Here is a 15,540-nt window from a genome sequence, read left to right on the forward strand (position 1 = left end):
TCAGTCCTCCTGCGGGGCGAGCGGAGCGACGGGGGATTCCTCTTCGGCGAGCAGGTTGCGGGCCGCGTAGACCTCGGCTGCCTCGCGGACGAGGGCGGCGCACGTCGCGGCGGAGTACGTCTGCTCGAGCTTCGTGGCGATCTCCTCGAGCTGGGCCGCGCTCGAGGCCCGTGGGCGCAGCGCGTTGTACATCGCGAGCACCTCGGCGTCGGGGATGGCGGTCATCTCCGCCGCCCGGCGGCAGTTCTCGCCGAGCTGGCGGCGACCCATCGACTCGGCGATCTGGCCCTGCATGACGAGCGTGTCGGGCGTGACGCGCAGGTCCTCGTTCGTGATCTCGCCGGAGACCACGGCGTCCATCGTGATGTCGCCGAGCGACTTGCCGGTGGGCGTGTGCAGCAGCTCGGGCCGGTTGATCGACAGCGGGTAGTCCGCCGGGGTCAGTTCGGTGCTGGTCATGCCTTCTCCTTCGCCGCGTCGGTGGTCGGCACGACCACGTCGGCGGGTGTCGCGGGGTGGCGGGGTCGGCCTTCGGTGCCGGGGTGTCAGGCCTTGAGCGCGGCGACCGCGGCCTCGGCGACGCGGACGTCCTGCTCGGCCGAACCGGCGCTGACGCCGACGGCGCCCACCAGCTCGCCGTCGCGGTGCACGGGGACGCCGCCGCCGAAGACGACCATGCCGCCGGCGGTCTGCTCGAGCCCGTAGAGCTCCGCGCCCGGCTGGACCAGCTCCATCAGGGCGGCCGTCGGGGCCTCCATGAGGATCGCGGTCGCCGCCTTGCGCTGGGAGATGTCGATGCTGGCGCGGATGGCGCCGTCCTGGCGCGCGAACGCCACCAGGTGGCCGCCGGCGTCGACGACGGCGACGTTCATCGGCTGGCCGATCGCGTCGGCCTCGGCGAGCCCGGCGTCGAGCATCCGACGGGCCTCGGCGAGGGACAGTCCGGGCATGCGGGAACCTCCGCGCTGGGTGGGGCGGGTGGACGTGGACGCCCCGCTCCCGACCGGTCGGGGGGTGTGGCCGGTCGGGCGGGGCGGTCGGGCCCGGGGCCCGGCGACGCTGGACGCTAGGGAGCCCGGCGACCCCCGGGCCACGGGGACTGTCCCCACCTGGCCCTCTGGGGGAAATCCCCCACTGCCCCGTCGACCGGGCGGCTACCGACCCAGCACGGAGACGCGCGTGGCGTCGAGGTGCACCCGCAGCCGCTCGCGCGCCTCCTCGGCGTCGCCGGCGGTCAGCGCGGCGACGATCGCCTCGTGCTGGGCGAGGATCGCCCGGGGCCGCGAGGGCCCGCGCTCGAGCGAGCCGAGGTTCATGCGCAGCTGGCGGTCGCGCAGCGAGGCGTAGAGCTCGAGCAGGATCGGGTTGCGCCCGCTCTCGACCACCGTGATGTGGAAGCGCCGGTCGGCCTCGGCGAAGGCCTGCTCGTCCCCGCGGGACAGGGCCTCGCGCTGGACGCCGAGCACCTCGTACAGGGCGGCGGCCACCACGGCGCGGTCGTCCTCGGGCGCGGCGCAGAGCTTGGTGAGGGCGTGGCCCTCGACCAGCTCGCGGGCCTCGAGCACGGCCTCCACCTCACTGGGGGAGACGGCGACGACGAGTGCGCCGCGCTTGGGAAACAGACGGAGGAGCCCCTCGGCCTCCAGCCGGAGGAACGCCTCGCGGACCGGGGTCCGGCTCATGGCGAGGGTGTCCGCGACCTGCCCCTCGGTGATCAGGTCACCACCGGGCAACGACCCGTCCAGGATGCGGGCCTTCGTGTCACGGTAGGCGCGTTCCTTCGCCGACAGGCTGCCGTTCCCCGTCACCGCACCGCCCTTGCCGTCGAGTCGGCGTGACCCTACTCTCACCAGATCGATGCATCTTGTATGCATCAGGTGTCCACGTCGAGGAGGGCAGCTCGTGGTCGCAGCGGCACCGACGTCCGTGCTCCCGGCCGCCCCCCGCCACGGTGAGCCCGAGCCGCTGCTGCGACGCATCGCCGACCACCTGGGCACGCTGACCGGCGGCGCCGGCTGGGTCGTCCGCGTCGACGAGGCCGCCCGCTCCTGGGCGGTGGCCGTCGGCGACGGCTCGGTGCCGGGCGAGGCCATCGCGCGGCTGCTGACGACGGGCGAGCCGGTCGTCGACGGGCCGGTGCTCGCCGTCCCCGTCCGCCGGGGGCCGCGCATCGTCGGGGCCTGCGTGGCGTCGGCGGGTCACGCGGCCGGCTTCTCCGACGCGGACGTCCACCTCGCCGAGCTGTTCGCCGACTACGCCGCGCTGGCCCTCGCCGACAGCGGCGTGCTCGCCGGGCGCACCCTCGAGCAGGCCGTGCGCCAGGAGCTCGACTGGGTCGAGGCGCAGGCGCCCACGCGCGCCGACCTCGTCACCGTCGGCGCCGGCAGCATCCCCGAGGACCTCGGCGACGAGGTGTTCCGCATGACCCAGGAGGCGCTGCTCAACGCCGCCGTGCACGCCGACGCCGCGTGCGTGCGGGTCGGCGTGGTGCACGGTCCCGGCACGCTGACCGTGCTCGTCGAGGACGACGGCCGCGGCTTCGACACCGCGGCGGGCGCCCGGCTGGCGGTCGCGACGGCCGGCGCGCGCCTCGGGCTGCGCGCCATGGCCGCCCGCGCCCGGCGCCTCGACGGCGAGCTCGAGATCGACAGCGCGCCCGGGCGCGGCACCCGCCTGCGCCTGACGCTGCCCTGCACCTCCGCTCCCCCGCCCGTCCCCGGGCGGACCCGGACCGGCGTCCTCGTCGCCGCGGTCCGCCCGGTGGTGCGCGCGGGCGTCGTGCGGATGCTCCAGCTCGGGGCGCCGGACCTCGGCATGGTCTCCGAGGTCTCCGGCGCCGACGACCTCGCCGCGGCCTGCCGGCTGCTCGGCCCCGACGTGCTGGTGGTCGAGCACGACCTGCTCGGCGACGACCTCGTCGGCATGCTCGAGCGCCTCGCCGCGCTGCCCGACCCGCCGGCCGTGGTGCTCCTCGCCGGCGACTGCCCCGACGAGCGCCTGCGGGTCGCCGTCGGCGCCGGCGTGAAGGGCTGCGTCGACCCGGACGCCGACCGGCTCGTCGCCGTCGTCGCCGCCGCGGGGCGGGGGGAGACGCTGCTGGCCGACGACCAGCTCGAGCGCCTCGCCGCCCCGGCCCGCGGCGCGCACGCGATCACCCCGCGCGAGCGGGAGGTCCGCGGGCTGGTGGCCCGCGGCCTCACCGACCGCCAGATCGCCCGGGCGCTGGCGATCTCGGCCAAGACCGTCGAGAAGCACGTGGGCTCGCTGCTGCGCAAGACCGGCACGCGCAACCGGACGATGCTGGCGCAGCTGGGCTGAGTGCTCCTACCGCCCGACGCCGATCTGCGCGCGGGCGATCCCGGCCAGCGCCGAGAGCCCCGAGACCGGCCGGAAGGACTCGGCGGCCGCGGTGAGCGCGGTGTACTCGTCGTCGCCGAGCGTGATCTCGGCGGCCGCGCAGTTGCTCTCCAGCTGCGCGACGCTGGACGCCCCGGGGATGGCGACGACCACGGGGTGGTGGATCGTCCAGGCCAGCGCGACCTGCGAGGGCGTCGCGTCGTGCGCGTCGGCGACCGCGCGCAGCGTCTCCACCAGCGGCGTCGCGCGGCGCAGGCTCTCGGGCAGGAAGAGCGGGTTGAGCGAGCGGACGCGGTTGGCCGGCCGGTGCGTCTCGTCGAACTTGCCGGACAGCAGGCCCTGGGCCAGCGGGCTGTAGGCGAGGACCGCGCGGCCGGCGGTGCGGGCGTAGGGCAGCAGGTCGCGGTCGGGCTCGCGGGCGACGAGGCTGTACTGGACCTGGTTGGAGATCACCTGCGTGCCGAGCGCGGTCTCGGCGCCCTGCCAGCGGTCGAGGCCGTAGTTGCTGACGCCGACCTCGTCCACCACGCCCGCGGCCTGCAGCGTGCGCATGCCGGCCATGGTCGTGCCGTCGCCGACCACGGGGTTGGGCTGGTGGACCTGGTAGAGGTCGATCTTGCGGCGCAGGCGCGCGGCGCTCGACGTGCCGCGCTGGACGACGACCTGGTCGACCGGCAGCACCGGGAAGATCTTGGTGGCGACGACGGTGGTCGCGGGGTCGGCGTCGGCGCGGTCGAGGGCCTCGCCGAGGATGCGCTCGCTGCGCCCGAAGCCGTAGGCCTCGGCGGTGTCGAAGACGCTGACGCCGAGCTCGAGGGCGCGGGCGACGATCCGCGACGCCTCGCTGTCGGGGCCCTGCGCGTAGTCGCTGCCGTAGCCCCACTCGCGGGACCCGAACTGCCAGGTGCCCAGGCCGATCGCGGACCACTTCTTGGCCGTGGGGAGGTCGAGGTAGCGCATGACCCCGTTCTACCCGCTCGCGAGGACCTGCTCCCGGACGCGGGCGACGGGGAGGTCGAGCAGACACGCGGGCTCGGTGGCGAGCGGGCAGCGGGCGTCCCACCAGCACACCTGCTCGGTGATGGCGGTCGGCATGCGGTGCGGGCAGTCGGGCAGGCCCTGCAGGTTCGTGCCCTCCTCGAGGCCGTAGCGCGACGCGGCGGTGGGGCCGAACAGCGCGACCGTGCGCGCGCCGACCGCGGCGGCCAGGCGCACCGGGCCGGTGTCCGGGCCGACGACGACGCCGCCCGCCGCCGCCAGCGCCGCGAACCGGGCGGCCAGCCCGCGCAGGTCGGTGGGCGGGAGCTCCTCGGCGCCGTCGACCGGGCCGATCGAGAACACCGGACCCGGGAGCGACGCGGCCAGCGCCGCCCACCGGTGCGCGGGCCAGCGCTTGACCGCCATGCCGGCGTCGGGGACGAGGACGGTCGGCGGGTGCGCGTTCTCCCGCGCGGCGGCTCGGTCGCGCGGCGTGTCGTGCTCGCGAGGCTGTGGCGATCCTGGTGTTGAACGCCAGCGATGCCGCATCGCTGACACAGCCGCGGCCACCTCGGCGGGGTCGAGGACGACGCGCGGGGGGCGGACGCGGTCGGCGATGAGGCCCTCGGCGGCGAGGATCCGCTGGTAGCGCTCCCCCACCTTCTCGTCGGCCGGCGGCCGGCGCCACAGGTTCGAGACCGCCCGGGTGCCCCGCGCCGCGGCGTCCTCGTCGACGAGGTCGCCGATGCCGTCGAAGCGCGTGGTGGTCACCGTGAGATCGGGGGCGAGGTCGGCGAGCGCCTGCTCCACCGCCGCCCGCTCGTCGTGCTTCTCGGCCGTGCGCACCGCGGTGACGGCCGGGTCGCGCGCGAGCAACGGCGTGCCGGGCGCGTGCGTGAGCACGGTCAGCTCGGCGTCGGGATGCGCCTCGGCCAGCGCGTGCACGCTCGGCAGCACCATGATCAGGTCGCCGAGCCCGCCGAGCAGGTCGATCAGGAGGATGCGCACGGGGGGTCCAGCACCTCCCGGTAGGTCGCCACGTGCAGCGCGGCGAGGGCGTCCCAGTCGTGCCCGCGCACCAGGGCGTGGCCGCCGGCGGCGACGCGGCCGCGCAGGTCGCCGTCGTCGAGCAACCGGCGCAGCGCGGTGACGAGCACGTCGACGTCACGGACCTCGGGGGCGACGACGACCGTCCCGCCGTCGACGAGGTCGGGGTCGGCGGGGGCGTCGCCGCGGCGGGTGACCAGCGTCGGCAGCCCGTGGTCGAGCGCCGCGAGCAGGGCGCCGCTCTTGAGGGTCGCGCCGGCGGTGAACGGGAAGGCGGCGAGGTCGGCGGCCTGCAGCGCCGCGGACACCTCGCCGGCGGGGCGGTGCCCGGTGATCGTCACGCGGTCGCCCGCGCCGGCGCCCGCGATGTGCGCGGTGAGCTCGTCGCGGAACGCCGCGGCCTCGTCGGAGGGCAGCGCGAGCGAGGTGAAGCCGCCGAGCACGAGCAGGTGCAGGCGCGGGTGCTCGTCGGCGAGCCGGGCGACGGCGTCGACGAGGTAGCGCAGGCCCTTGACCGGGTGCACGAACCCGAAGAACACGACGAGCTCGGCGTCGGTCGGCACGCCCAGCGCGCGGCGGGTGGTGGCCCGGTCCGGCGCCGCCGGGTCGACCTCGACGTTGGGCAGCAGCGGCGCGCGGCGCGCCTCGACGCCGCACCGGGCGCGCAGGGCGTCGGCGTGGTCGCCGTTGGTCGTCAGCACCGCGGCGCTGCGCGGGACGAGGCGCCCGGTCTCGCGGTCGGCCCAGCCGCGGCGCTCGAGGAACCCCCACAGCGCGTCGGGCACCCGCGGCGCGCACGACCACCAGCCGTACTCGTGCAGCGTCGTCACCAGCGGGACGCCGCCGAGGTCACCGAGCAGCCCCGGGGCGCCGGAGAAGCCGAACGCCGACGGCGCGAACTGCACGTGCGCGACGTCGGCGCGGCTCGAGCGCAGGTAGCGGGCGGCCCGGACCAGGCCCCGCGGGCCCGGGTCGACCGGGACGTCCACGACGTCGACGCCCCGGCGGTCGAGCGCGTCGGCCAGGTGCACGGTGTAGTCGGCGACGCCGTCGTGGGCCGGGTCGGCGCGCCCATGCACCAGCGCGACGCGGAGTCCAGTCACCCGGCGGCGGTACCCGGAACGCCCGTCCCGAGAACCCGATCGCTGCTCCGACCGGCTCCGACGGGTCCGCCGGTCGGTGCTGCTCGGTGAGCGCGACGGCGAACGGCGGTCAACCGCGCGCCGCCACGTAGATCGAGCAGGCGTCGAAGACGGCCTCGCGCACCGGGTCGTCGTCGCAGTCGCGCGCCGGGCGGAGGACGGCCTCGCCCGCCTGCAGCGCCGCGAACGCGTCGGCGACCTCGCGCAGGTACGCGCCCTCGGCGACCCCGCGGCCGAAGTGGCACATGAGCACGAGGTGGACGTCGTCGGCGAGCGCGGCCAGCCGCGCGGTCGAGGCGGCGAACGCGGCGAGGTCGGACTCCGGCGCCTGCGCGTAGATCGGGCCGGTGTTCACGGTGTCGCCCGCGAACAGCAGGCCGGCGTGCTCGTCGAGGAGGCACACGGAGTCCGGGGTGTGCCCGGGCGTGTGCAGGACCCGCAGGGTGCGCCCGCCGAGGTCGACGACGTCGCCGTCGCACAGCAGGTCGGGCTCGGGGCCGGGACGCGGGTCCCAGGCGGTGTCGACGTCGGGCGGGAGCGGGCGCGGGTCCGCGTCCGCGGAGAGCAGGTGGAAGAAGTCGCGGTCCAGGGCGCGGTACGGGGGTGCCGCGGCGAGCAGGCGCCGGGCGTACGCGAGGTAGCGGCGGCGCTCGGCCGGGTCGACGCCTGTGCGGAGCCCGGCGACGCCGGCGGGGTGGATCGCGACGCGGTCGAACTCCGCGTCGCCGCCGACGTGGTCGAGGTGGGCGTGGGTGTGCACGACGTCGACGGGCCGGTCGGTGAGCCCCTCGGCGACCGGGCGGATCGGCGCGATCCCGAGCCCCGAGTCGACGAGCACCGCGCGGTCCCGCCCCGCGACCAGCCACGAGTTGACGTGGCCCGGCTCGGCGACGAGCCACACGTCCCGGGTCACCGGCCGGGTGCGGAACCAGGACACCCAGGTGAGCCTGCCAGGAGCGGCGGGTACTCGCCGCCGTGCCCGACCCCGCCACCGCCGACCTGCGCCACCCCGCCGCGCACCGCCCCGGGCAGGCCGACCCCGACTGGGCCTCCGCGCGCCGCGTCCTCGTCGTTCGTCCCGACAACGTCGGCGACGTCCTCATGACCGGGCCCGTGTTCCGCGCCCTGCGCGCCGCGGCCCCGGCGGCGACCCTCGACCTGCTCGCGTCCCCCGCGGGCGCGGCGGCCGCGGCCCTGCTGCCCGAGGTCGACGGCGTCGTCACCGCCTCGGTGTCGTGGCAGCAGCTCGACCTCGTGCCCGGTGACGACCCCGACGCCGAGCTCGTCGACGACCTCGCCGCCCGCGGCTACGACGCCGCCGTCGTGCTGACGTCGTTCTCGCAGTCGCCGTGGCCCGCCGCGGAGGTGCTGCGGCGCGCCGGGGTGCCGGTGCGGGTCGGGATGTCGAAGGAGTTCGGCGGGGGCCTGCTCACCCACTGGGTGCCGGCGCCGCCCGACGAGGAGCACCAGGTCGACCGCATGCTCGGGCTGCTCGGCGCGGTGGGCGTGCCGTCGCAGGGCCCGTCGCAGGGCACCGAGCTCGCCGTGCGGATCCCCGACGACGCCGCGACGCCGCTCGCGGTCGTCGGCGCCCGCTACGCCGTCGTCGCGCCCGGGGCGAGCTGCCCGTCGCGCCGCTGGCCCGCCGAGCGGTTCGCCGCGGTCGTGCGGGGGCTCGCCGAGGACGGGCTGACGGTGGTGGTCAGCGGCACCGACCGCGAGGCGGAGCTGGTCGCGGCGGTCGCCGGCGAGGTGGGCGTGCCGATCGCGGGCGGGCTCGGGCTCGGCGACCTCGCGGCGCTGCTCGCCGGCGCCGAGGTCGTCGTGGCCAACAACTCCGGCGGCGTGCACCTCGCCGATGCCGTCCGCGCGCCCGTCGTCGAGCTGTTCGCCGGCACCGAGACCGTCGACCAGTACCGGCCCCGCTCCACCCGCGCCGAGGTGCTCACCCGGCCGGTCGCGTGCGCGCCCTGCCGCCAGCTCGTGTGCCCGTTCGCCCAGGAGTGCCTCGCGGTCACCCCCGCCGAGGTGCTCGCCGCGGCCCGCCGGCTGCAGTCGGTGGCGGTGTAGCCGTCTCGTGGTCGAGCACACCGACGACGGGCACCACGTCGTCGTCGACGGGCGGAAGTGGCGGGCGACCGACCCGCTGATCCCCGCCGACGACGCCGCGGTGCTGCGCCGCTGGCTGATGGCGGCGCGTCGCGACGTCGGGACGGCGAAGCGCGCGGGCGACACCGACGGCGAGGCCGCGGCGCGCTCGCGCGTCCACGCCGCGAAGACCGCGCTCGGCGAGCGGGGCCCGGCCTGGTGGGAGCAGGACGAGGACGCCCGCCGCGACCGCTGGACCGACGGCCTGCGACAGGCCGCCGACGAGGGGTTTGCGCCCCCGGAGTGAGTGGGTGCCCCCGCATTCGCACGGCCTCCCGAACCCGAAGGAGCGATGGGACCGATGACGACACCGCCGATCCAGGGCGACGAGAACCCGAACGACCCGAACCCGGCGAACTCCAGCCAGACGCTCGCCGCGTTCAGCGGGCAGGTGCAGCGGCGCCTGGGGCTGGAGCAGCCGTCGGAGGCCGAGATCCTCGTGCGCAGCACGCTCAACGAGCTCGGCAAGTCGGTCAGCAGCGGCCTCGCGCAGGAGCTGACGATCAGCCTGCCGCCGGAGCTGTCCGCGGAGCTGCGCGCGCAGCGCCCGAAGGACGACACGGCCCGCTCGGTGAGCAAGGAGTCGTTCGTCGACGCCGTGAGCGGGGCGGTCACCTCCGTCGACGCCGACGAGGTCGAGCGCCAGGTCGAGCAGGTCCTGCGGGTGCTGCGCGAGTGGCTCCCCGAGGACCAGGTCGACCGCACCCTCGAGCAGCTCCCCGGCGACCTCGTGGCCCTCATGCGCTGACCCCCGTCGTCGAGCGAACCACGCCCTCGCTGCCTCCCGGGCAGCGAGGGCGTCGTTCGCTGCGCATGGGGAGCCGCGCCGTCGGTCGGGCGGCAGCGGTCAGCGGGCGCTCGTCGACACCCGGGGCTGCGGGTCGCCCTGGCCACCACTGCCCTGACCACCACCGCCGGGGCCGCCGCCGGAACCACCGCCGGCGCCACCGCCTCCGGAGCCATCACCGGCGCCGCCCCCGCTTCCCGAACCGCCGCCGTTGCCTCCCCCGCTGCCTCCCCCGTTGCCGGCTCCACCGCCGCCACCACCGCCACCCCCGGGCGGGTCGGCCGGGGCCGGTTCGGTGGCCACGACGACCGACGGCGGGGCCACGCGGGTCGGGGTGCGCCGGGTGGTCGTCTCCGCGTCCGTCGTGCGCCGCCGGGCGCGCGAGGTCGTGCGCGTCGTGGTCGTGGAGGTGCTGGTCCCGGCCGCCGCCTCGGTCGTCGTGACCGGCGGCGGACCGAGCGCGGGCAGCAGCGGGGCGGGCGGCACCCCGAGGGTCGCCGACCCGCCGGGCACGGCCGCCACCATCGGTGCCACGCCGGTCGCGACCCCGGCCCCGAGGACGCCGGCCACCACGGTCGAGACGCCCAGCGCCGACCGCGCCACCAGCCCCGGCCATCGCCGGCCCGGCGGCCGGACAGGCAGGGCCGACGTCGGGCCGGCGACCGGGATGGCGTCGTCCTCGTTGGTCACCTCGGGGTAACGACACCACCCATCCGGGGGTCACGCGGAGATCGTCGGCACGGTCCGTCAGCGCGACCCCGCGGCCGTTACGGCAACGGGGACCAGTGCACCACCTTCGTGGTGGTCATCTCGTCGAGGAGCTCCGGGCCGTAGCCGAAACCGGTGCCCGACCTCCCGCGCGGCTGGGCCGCCCCGCCGGGCGCTCCGCCGAACACCGAGTTGATCTTCACGGTGCCCACGGGCAGCTCGCGCCACGCGTGCTGGGCGTGGGCGATGCTGCCGGTGAGCACGGTGGCGGCGAGACCGTGCGGGTCGTCGACCGCCTCGGCCAGGCCCTGCGCGAAGTCCTCGACGACGCGCACGGGCGCGACGGGGCCGAAGGTCTCCTCGCGCAGGATCGTCATGGCCGGCGTGAGGCCGGAGAGCACGGTGGCCGGGTAGAAGGCCCCGTCGCCCTCGGGGAGGAACCCGCCGGCGTGGACGGTCGCGCCGTCCGCGATCGCGCCCGCGACATGGCCGTGGACGTGCTCGCGGTGACGGCGGTCGACCAGCGGGCCGAGCGCCTTCTCCCCCGTCGAGGCCGGGCGGTACACCCAGCGCGCGGCCTCCTCGGCCAGCGCGTCGAGGAAGGGCTCGGCGACCTCGGCCGCGCAGTAGATGCGCTCGACCGACACGCACACCTGGCCGCCGTTGGCGTACGAGCCCAGTGCGGCCTGCTCGGCGGCCCAGCGCGGGTCGACGTCGGCGTCGACGACGAGGGGGTCGTTGCCGCCGTTCTCGAGCAGCACGTGGGCGCCGGTCCCCGCCGCGGCCTGGCGGATGGCCTGCCCCGCCGCGATCGAGCCGACGTGCGCGATGACGTCGACGTCCGCGTGGCCGGCCAGCGCGGCACCCGTCGGGCCCGCGCCGTCGACGATCTCGAGGACGCCCTCGGGGAGGAACGAGGCGACGAGCTCGGCGAAGCGGCGTCCGAGGTGCGGGCAGCGCTCGCTGGGCTTGTGCACGACGGTGTTGCCGGTGACCAGCGCGGCGCCGATGAGCCCGCCGGCGACGGCCACCGGGTCGTTCCACGGCGTGAGGACGGCCACGACGCCGCGCGGCTCGGGGACCATGAGGTCGGTCGCCGACCACGACCCGAGCAGCGACCGGCCACGGTGCACCGGGCCGAGCTCGGCGTACTGCTCCAGCGTGCCGGCCGCCGCGAGCACGCCGCCGAGCCCGTCGTCGTAGGGCCGGCCGGTCTCGGTCTCGTTGAGCCGCGCGAGGTCCTCGGCGACGGCGCGCAGCGCCTGGGCGGCGTCACGGACGCACCCGGCGCGCTCGGCGGCGGGGGTGCGCGCCCACCCGTCACGGGCGGCGCGGGCCCGGGCGACCGCGGCGTCGACCTCGTCGGGGTCCGCGGGGCGCACGCGCCCGACGAGCTCGCCCGTCGCCGGGTCGTGGACCTGGATGTCGGTGTCGATCGCGGTGCTCACGGGGCCCGGGGTTCCACGGCGGCCCCCGCCGTACGCCTGCTCGTCCGCGGCCGACCGTCGCCCTCGCGTTAGCCCGCCACCCGCGCCGGGGATGCCGGTCCACGTGACAGGACGACTGGACGGGACCACCGCGATCGTGACCGGCGCCTCGAGCGGCATCGGCAACGCGACCGCCCGCGCGCTGGCGGCCGAGGGCGCCGCCGTGGCGCTGTTCGCGCGGCGGCGCGACAAGCTCGAGGACCTCGCCGGCGAGCTCGACGGCGCGAGCGTGCACGAGGTCGACGTCGCCGACGCGGACGCCGTGCGCGCCGCGGTCGACGAGGTGGCGGCGCGGCACGGGCGCGTCGACGTGCTGGTCAACAACGCCGGCTACGGCTCGATGGACCTCGCGCGCGACGCCGACCTCGGCGAGTGGCAGACGATGGTCGACGTCAACCTGCACGGGGTGCTGTCGACGACCCACGCCGCGCTCGGCCACCTCGTGAAGGCCGCTCAGGGGCCGCGCGGGATCGCCGACGTGGTGACCGTCAGCTCGGTCGCCGGGCGCGCGGTCACCGGGCCCGGCAGCAACGTCTACGCGGCCACCAAGCACGCGGTCGGCGCCTTCTCCGAGGCCCTGCGCCAGGAGCTCGCGGGCCAGCACGTGCGCGTCGGGCTGGTCGAGCCGGGCCTCGTCGAGACCGAGCTGACCACCACCGGCGACGCCAACAAGCCCGACGCCGGCCAGGCCTCGGAGCTGGGTGTGCTGCACGCCGGCGACATCGCCGACGCCGTGGTCTACATGGTCACCCGGGCGCCGCGCACCGCGGTCAACGAGGTGCTCGTGCGGCCCACCGAGCAGACCAACTAGGTGCGCTTCGCGCAGGTGAGCCGGGTAGGTTCCGGGCCGGGATCCATCGCGGCCGAGGGAGGAGTGCGTGGCCCTCGACCGTCTCGACGACCCCGACCACCCCGTGTACTCCATGGGCCAGGCCGCCGAGGTCCTCGGGGTGACGCCGGCCTTCCTGCGCAACCTCGACGCCACCGGCCTGCTCAGCCCGGGTCGGTCCGACGGCGGTCACCGGCGCTACTCGCGCCACCAGCTCGACCGCGTCGTCGAGCTCCGCCGGCTGGCCGGCCAGGGCCACACCCTCGTGAGCGCCGCCGAGATCCTCGACCTGCGCGCCGACCTCGACGGCGAGCGCGCGCGGCACGCGGCCACGTCGCGCGAGCGTGACGAGGCCGTGCGCGACCGGGATGCCGCGCGCGACGAGCGCGACACCGCTCGTCGCGAACGTGACCGGGCCCGCGGCGAGAGGGACAGCGCGCGCCGCGCGGGGCACGGCCGGGACGACGAGAACCTGGGGATTGACCCCCAGAAAACCTCCTCCTAAACTTGGAGATATCCGAGCCGCAGTGTCGACGCCCTGGGTCCCCGGAGGAGGTGGTCGCCGTGACCGTCGAGGTCCTCGACGCGCAGCTGCGCGACATCACCGTCGACGACGCCCCCGGCCGCGGCGGGGAGCCGCCCGCGGAGCCCCTGCGGCTGGACCGCGACCCGGACCTCACCGATCAGGCCGTCGTCGACGCCGAGTTCGTCGCCATCGTCCTGGGCGAGCGCCCCTGGGGCGAGCACCTCCCGTCGCCCCGCACGCCGCCGCCCGCGGCCGCGACCCGCGCTCGCCGGGATCCTCCGCCGCCCGGGCCGGGCCCGCGCTCCGGACACCGGAGCGACCCGCTCCCGGCGGTCGACGCGACCCCGCAGGTCCGGCGACGAACCGGGCCGGGCCCCCGATCACCTCCGCCGCGCTCGACCACGGTCACCGATCCGACGAGGAGGTGAGCGCCGAGCGCGGACCCCACCAGGGAGGCCGTCGAGCCTCCCGCGCATCCATCTCACCGACCCGGCCCGGGGCCGAGCGGGACGACCGACGAGCGGCCGGACGCCGCGACGAACGAGGACAGGGTCGTCCCCGCTGGGCCCCGGGCCTTCGTATGTCACGGCGGCAGGCAGAGGAGACGGGCTCGACCTCGACGGCTCCCCGGTCACCGGCTCCCGCTCACACCTGGGTGCCGACCGCGAGCACCAGCGCGAACGAGATCAGGTTGAACGTCGCGTGGGCCGCGGCCGGCGGCCAGATCGACCCGGTGCGCTCGTAGAGGACGGCGTTGACGAGGCCCAGCAGGAACGCGGCCGCGAACACGACGTTGAGCCCGTGGGCCAGCGCGAAGATTCCCGCGGAGAGCACCGCCGCGAGCACGTGCCCGAGCCGGCGCAGCACGCCGTAGGCGAGGCCGCGGAAGAGCAGCTCCTCACCGAGGGGGACGACCAGCCCGCCGATCAGCACGACGAGCGTGGCGGCGACCGGCCCGCTGAACAGCGTCAGCGCCTCCTGCGGGTCGGAGGTGTCCCCGGTGACCGCGACGTAGACGACGATGAGGACCCGCGAGACGAGCCAGGCCAGGAGCCCGATGCCCGCGCCGAGCGCGACGGTGCGCGCGACGGGGCGCACGAGCCCCACCGCGACCGGCGAGCGCACCCGCAGCGCCAGCGCGATCGCCACCGCGAGCAGCGCCGACCCGCCGGACACCGCGACCAGCGCGGGCGCGGGGGGCGTGCCCTCGCTCACGAGCCCGAGCGCCACGAACAGCACCACCTGCAGCGCCACGTAGGCGAACGCCCCGACGACCAGCTCGAGCCATCCCAGCGCGGGCCGGGCGACGGGAGCCGCGTGCTCGACCGGCTGCTCAGTCACCCCGGGCCTTGCGCGTCTCGCGGTCGTTGGCCTTCTCCACGGCGCGCGCCAGCTCGTCCTTGTCCATCGTCGAGCGGCCCGAGACGTCGAGCTCCTGGGCCCGCTCGTAGAGGTGCTCCTTGCTGGCGTTGGCGTCGACCCCGCCGCCGGTCTCGCCGCTCGGGTTCGCGCCGCCGCTCTCGGCGCGGGAGTCGGAGGGGCCGTACTCCTCCTTCTGCTCCCAGTGGTCGCCGACCTTCTCGTGGGTGTGCTTGAGCGCCGCGTACGCCGTGCGGTTCGCGCGCTCGCCCTTGCCGTACGTGTCCTCCGCCGACTCCTTCGCCTTCGCGTAGGTGTCGCGCGCCTTCTTGTCCGAGCGCTGCAGCGTCGACGGCAGGTCCTCGAAGTCCTCCGGCATGCCAGGGAGGTACCCGGTCAGCCGCGTACGCCCACTTCCAGCTCGGCGACACTCTGCACGACCTGGTTGGGCCGGTACGGGTAGCGGTCCATCTCGGCGGGGTCGGTGATCCCCGACAGGACGAGGATCGTGTGCAGCCCGGCCTCCATGCCCGCGACCATGTCGGTGTCCATCCGGTCGCCGATCATGGCCGTGGTCTCGGAGTGCGCGCCGATGGTGTTGAGCCCGGCCCGGATCATCAGCGGGTTCGGCTTGCCGACGAAGTACGGGCTCTTCCGCGTCGCGTGCGTGATGAGCGCGGCGACCGAGCCGGTGGCGGGCAGCGTGCCCTCCGGCGACGGACCGGTGGCGTCCGGGTTGGTGACGATGTAGCGGGCCCCGTCCTCGATGAGCCGGATCGCCCGCGTGATGGCCTCGAAGGAGTACGTCCGCGTCTCGCCGATGACGACGTAGTCCGGGTCGCGGTCGGTGAGGATGTAGCCGACGTCGTGCAGGGCGGTGGTCAGCCCGGCCTCGCCGACGACGAACGCGCTGCCGCCGGGGCGCTGGTCCTCGAGGAACTGCGCGGTGGCCAGCGCGGACGTCCACAGGTGGTCGGCCGGGATGTCGATGCCGCTCGCGTGCAGGCGCGCCTGCAGGTCCCGCGGCGTGTAGATCGGGTTGTTGGTCAGCACGAGGAACTGCTTGCCGGCCTCCGTGAGGCGGCGGAGGAACTCGTCGGCGCCCGGCAGCGCGTTCTGCTCGTGGACCAGCACCCCGTCCATGTCGATGAGGTACGAGTCGAGGTCGGGCA

General features: G+C 76.3%; 19 protein-coding genes. 7 read left to right on the forward strand and 12 right to left on the reverse strand.

The features are described from left to right. The 3 genes from ACYX4T_RS15705 to ACYX4T_RS15715 form a co-directional block, all read right to left on the reverse strand. On the reverse strand, positions 1 to 549 hold the full coding sequence (locus tag ACYX4T_RS15705) for a diol dehydratase small subunit (protein WP_476015290.1): 549 nt from the start codon (positions 547 to 549) through the stop codon (positions 1 to 3). Continuing rightward, on the reverse strand, positions 546 to 950 hold the full coding sequence (locus ACYX4T_RS15710; protein ID WP_476010229.1) for a GlcG/HbpS family heme-binding protein: 405 nt from the start codon (positions 948 to 950) through the stop codon (positions 546 to 548). The genes ACYX4T_RS15705 and ACYX4T_RS15710 overlap by 4 nt, the downstream gene beginning before the upstream one ends. Positions 951 to 1,154: 204 nt before the next feature. Further along, the gene (locus tag ACYX4T_RS15715; protein WP_476010230.1) at positions 1,155 to 1,808 is read right to left on the reverse strand and encodes a GntR family transcriptional regulator; all 654 of its coding nucleotides are present in this window, start codon (positions 1,806 to 1,808) and stop codon (positions 1,155 to 1,157) included. 94 nt (positions 1,809 to 1,902) lie between these two features. On the opposite strand from ACYX4T_RS15715, the gene ACYX4T_RS15720 reads away from it, so the two are divergent. Further along, positions 1,903 to 3,318, forward strand: a complete 1,416-nt coding sequence (locus tag ACYX4T_RS15720; RefSeq protein ID WP_476010231.1) for a LuxR C-terminal-related transcriptional regulator — start codon at positions 1,903 to 1,905, stop codon at positions 3,316 to 3,318. A gap of 6 nt (positions 3,319 to 3,324) precedes the next feature. Here ACYX4T_RS15720 and ACYX4T_RS15725 read toward each other — a convergent pair whose 3' ends face one another. From ACYX4T_RS15725 to ACYX4T_RS15740, 4 genes are all read right to left on the reverse strand, one after another. Then, positions 3,325 to 4,317 (reverse strand): aldo/keto reductase, encoded by a 993-nt coding sequence (locus ACYX4T_RS15725; RefSeq protein WP_476010232.1) that lies wholly within the window; start codon positions 4,315 to 4,317, stop codon positions 3,325 to 3,327. A 9-nt stretch (positions 4,318 to 4,326) separates the two neighbouring features. Further along, positions 4,327 to 5,343 carry a glycosyltransferase family 9 protein gene (locus ACYX4T_RS15730; RefSeq protein WP_476010233.1) on the reverse strand — a complete coding sequence of 339 codons (1,017 nt, stop codon included), beginning with the start codon at positions 5,341 to 5,343 and terminating at the stop codon, positions 4,327 to 4,329. Continuing rightward, positions 5,328 to 6,485 carry a glycosyltransferase family 4 protein gene (locus ACYX4T_RS15735; protein ID WP_476010234.1) on the reverse strand — a complete coding sequence of 386 codons (1,158 nt, stop codon included), beginning with the start codon at positions 6,483 to 6,485 and terminating at the stop codon, positions 5,328 to 5,330. Before ACYX4T_RS15735 ends, ACYX4T_RS15730 begins: the two co-directional genes overlap by 16 nt. A gap of 109 nt (positions 6,486 to 6,594) precedes the next feature. Next, positions 6,595 to 7,461 carry an MBL fold metallo-hydrolase gene (locus tag ACYX4T_RS15740; protein WP_476010235.1) on the reverse strand — a complete coding sequence of 289 codons (867 nt, stop codon included), beginning with the start codon at positions 7,459 to 7,461 and terminating at the stop codon, positions 6,595 to 6,597. A 38-nt stretch (positions 7,462 to 7,499) separates the two neighbouring features. Here ACYX4T_RS15740 and ACYX4T_RS15745 point away from each other — a divergent pair, with 38 nt between their 5' ends. Genes ACYX4T_RS15745 through ACYX4T_RS15755 form a run of 3 tightly spaced genes read left to right on the forward strand, consistent with a single transcriptional unit; the run spans position 7,500 to position 9,420 of the window. Further along, positions 7,500 to 8,594: a glycosyltransferase family 9 protein gene (locus ACYX4T_RS15745; RefSeq protein ID WP_476010236.1), complete on the forward strand. Its 1,095-nt coding sequence runs from the start codon at positions 7,500 to 7,502 to the stop codon at positions 8,592 to 8,594. Between the two features lie 7 nt (positions 8,595 to 8,601). Beyond that, positions 8,602 to 8,919 (forward strand): hypothetical protein, encoded by a 318-nt coding sequence (locus tag ACYX4T_RS15750; protein ID WP_476010237.1) that lies wholly within the window; start codon positions 8,602 to 8,604, stop codon positions 8,917 to 8,919. Between the two features lie 54 nt (positions 8,920 to 8,973). Next, positions 8,974 to 9,420: a DUF2267 domain-containing protein gene (locus ACYX4T_RS15755; protein WP_476010238.1), complete on the forward strand. Its 447-nt coding sequence runs from the start codon at positions 8,974 to 8,976 to the stop codon at positions 9,418 to 9,420. A gap of 99 nt (positions 9,421 to 9,519) precedes the next feature. On the opposite strand, the gene ACYX4T_RS15760 is transcribed toward ACYX4T_RS15755, so the two are convergent. Both ACYX4T_RS15760 and ACYX4T_RS15765 read right to left on the reverse strand, forming a co-directional pair. Beyond that, complete coding sequence (locus tag ACYX4T_RS15760) at positions 9,520 to 10,149, reverse strand: hypothetical protein (RefSeq protein WP_476010239.1); 630 nt, start codon at positions 10,147 to 10,149, stop codon at positions 9,520 to 9,522. Positions 10,150 to 10,226: 77 nt separating this feature from the next. After that, on the reverse strand, positions 10,227 to 11,615 hold the full coding sequence (locus ACYX4T_RS15765; protein ID WP_476010240.1) for an aldehyde dehydrogenase family protein: 1,389 nt from the start codon (positions 11,613 to 11,615) through the stop codon (positions 10,227 to 10,229). A gap of 103 nt (positions 11,616 to 11,718) precedes the next feature. Between ACYX4T_RS15765 and ACYX4T_RS15770 the strand changes: the two genes are divergently transcribed. From ACYX4T_RS15770 to ACYX4T_RS15780, 3 genes are all read left to right on the forward strand, one after another. After that, on the forward strand, positions 11,719 to 12,465 hold the full coding sequence (locus tag ACYX4T_RS15770) for an SDR family oxidoreductase (protein WP_476010241.1): 747 nt from the start codon (positions 11,719 to 11,721) through the stop codon (positions 12,463 to 12,465). A gap of 67 nt (positions 12,466 to 12,532) precedes the next feature. Then, entirely contained in the window at positions 12,533 to 12,988 is a 456-nt protein-coding gene (locus ACYX4T_RS15775) for a helix-turn-helix domain-containing protein (RefSeq protein WP_476010242.1), read from the forward strand. A 59-nt stretch (positions 12,989 to 13,047) separates the two neighbouring features. Continuing rightward, complete coding sequence (locus ACYX4T_RS15780) at positions 13,048 to 13,437, forward strand: hypothetical protein (RefSeq protein ID WP_476010243.1); 390 nt, start codon at positions 13,048 to 13,050, stop codon at positions 13,435 to 13,437. A 217-nt stretch (positions 13,438 to 13,654) separates the two neighbouring features. On the opposite strand, the gene ACYX4T_RS15785 is transcribed toward ACYX4T_RS15780, so the two are convergent. Genes ACYX4T_RS15785 through ACYX4T_RS15795 form a run of 3 tightly spaced genes read right to left on the reverse strand, consistent with a single transcriptional unit; the run spans position 13,655 to position 15,511 of the window. Continuing rightward, positions 13,655 to 14,350 (reverse strand): lysostaphin resistance A-like protein, encoded by a 696-nt coding sequence (locus tag ACYX4T_RS15785; protein ID WP_476010244.1) that lies wholly within the window; start codon positions 14,348 to 14,350, stop codon positions 13,655 to 13,657. After that, positions 14,343 to 14,747, reverse strand: a complete 405-nt coding sequence (locus tag ACYX4T_RS15790) for a ChaB family protein (RefSeq protein WP_476010245.1) — start codon at positions 14,745 to 14,747, stop codon at positions 14,343 to 14,345. The genes ACYX4T_RS15785 and ACYX4T_RS15790 overlap by 8 nt, the downstream gene beginning before the upstream one ends. A 17-nt stretch (positions 14,748 to 14,764) precedes the next feature. Beyond that, positions 14,765 to 15,511, reverse strand: a complete 747-nt coding sequence (locus ACYX4T_RS15795; protein ID WP_476015291.1) for an HAD-IIA family hydrolase — start codon at positions 15,509 to 15,511, stop codon at positions 14,765 to 14,767. Positions 15,512 to 15,540: the final 29 nt, after the last annotated feature.

Source organism: Actinomycetospora sp. ABD4_176 (assembly GCF_056311855.1).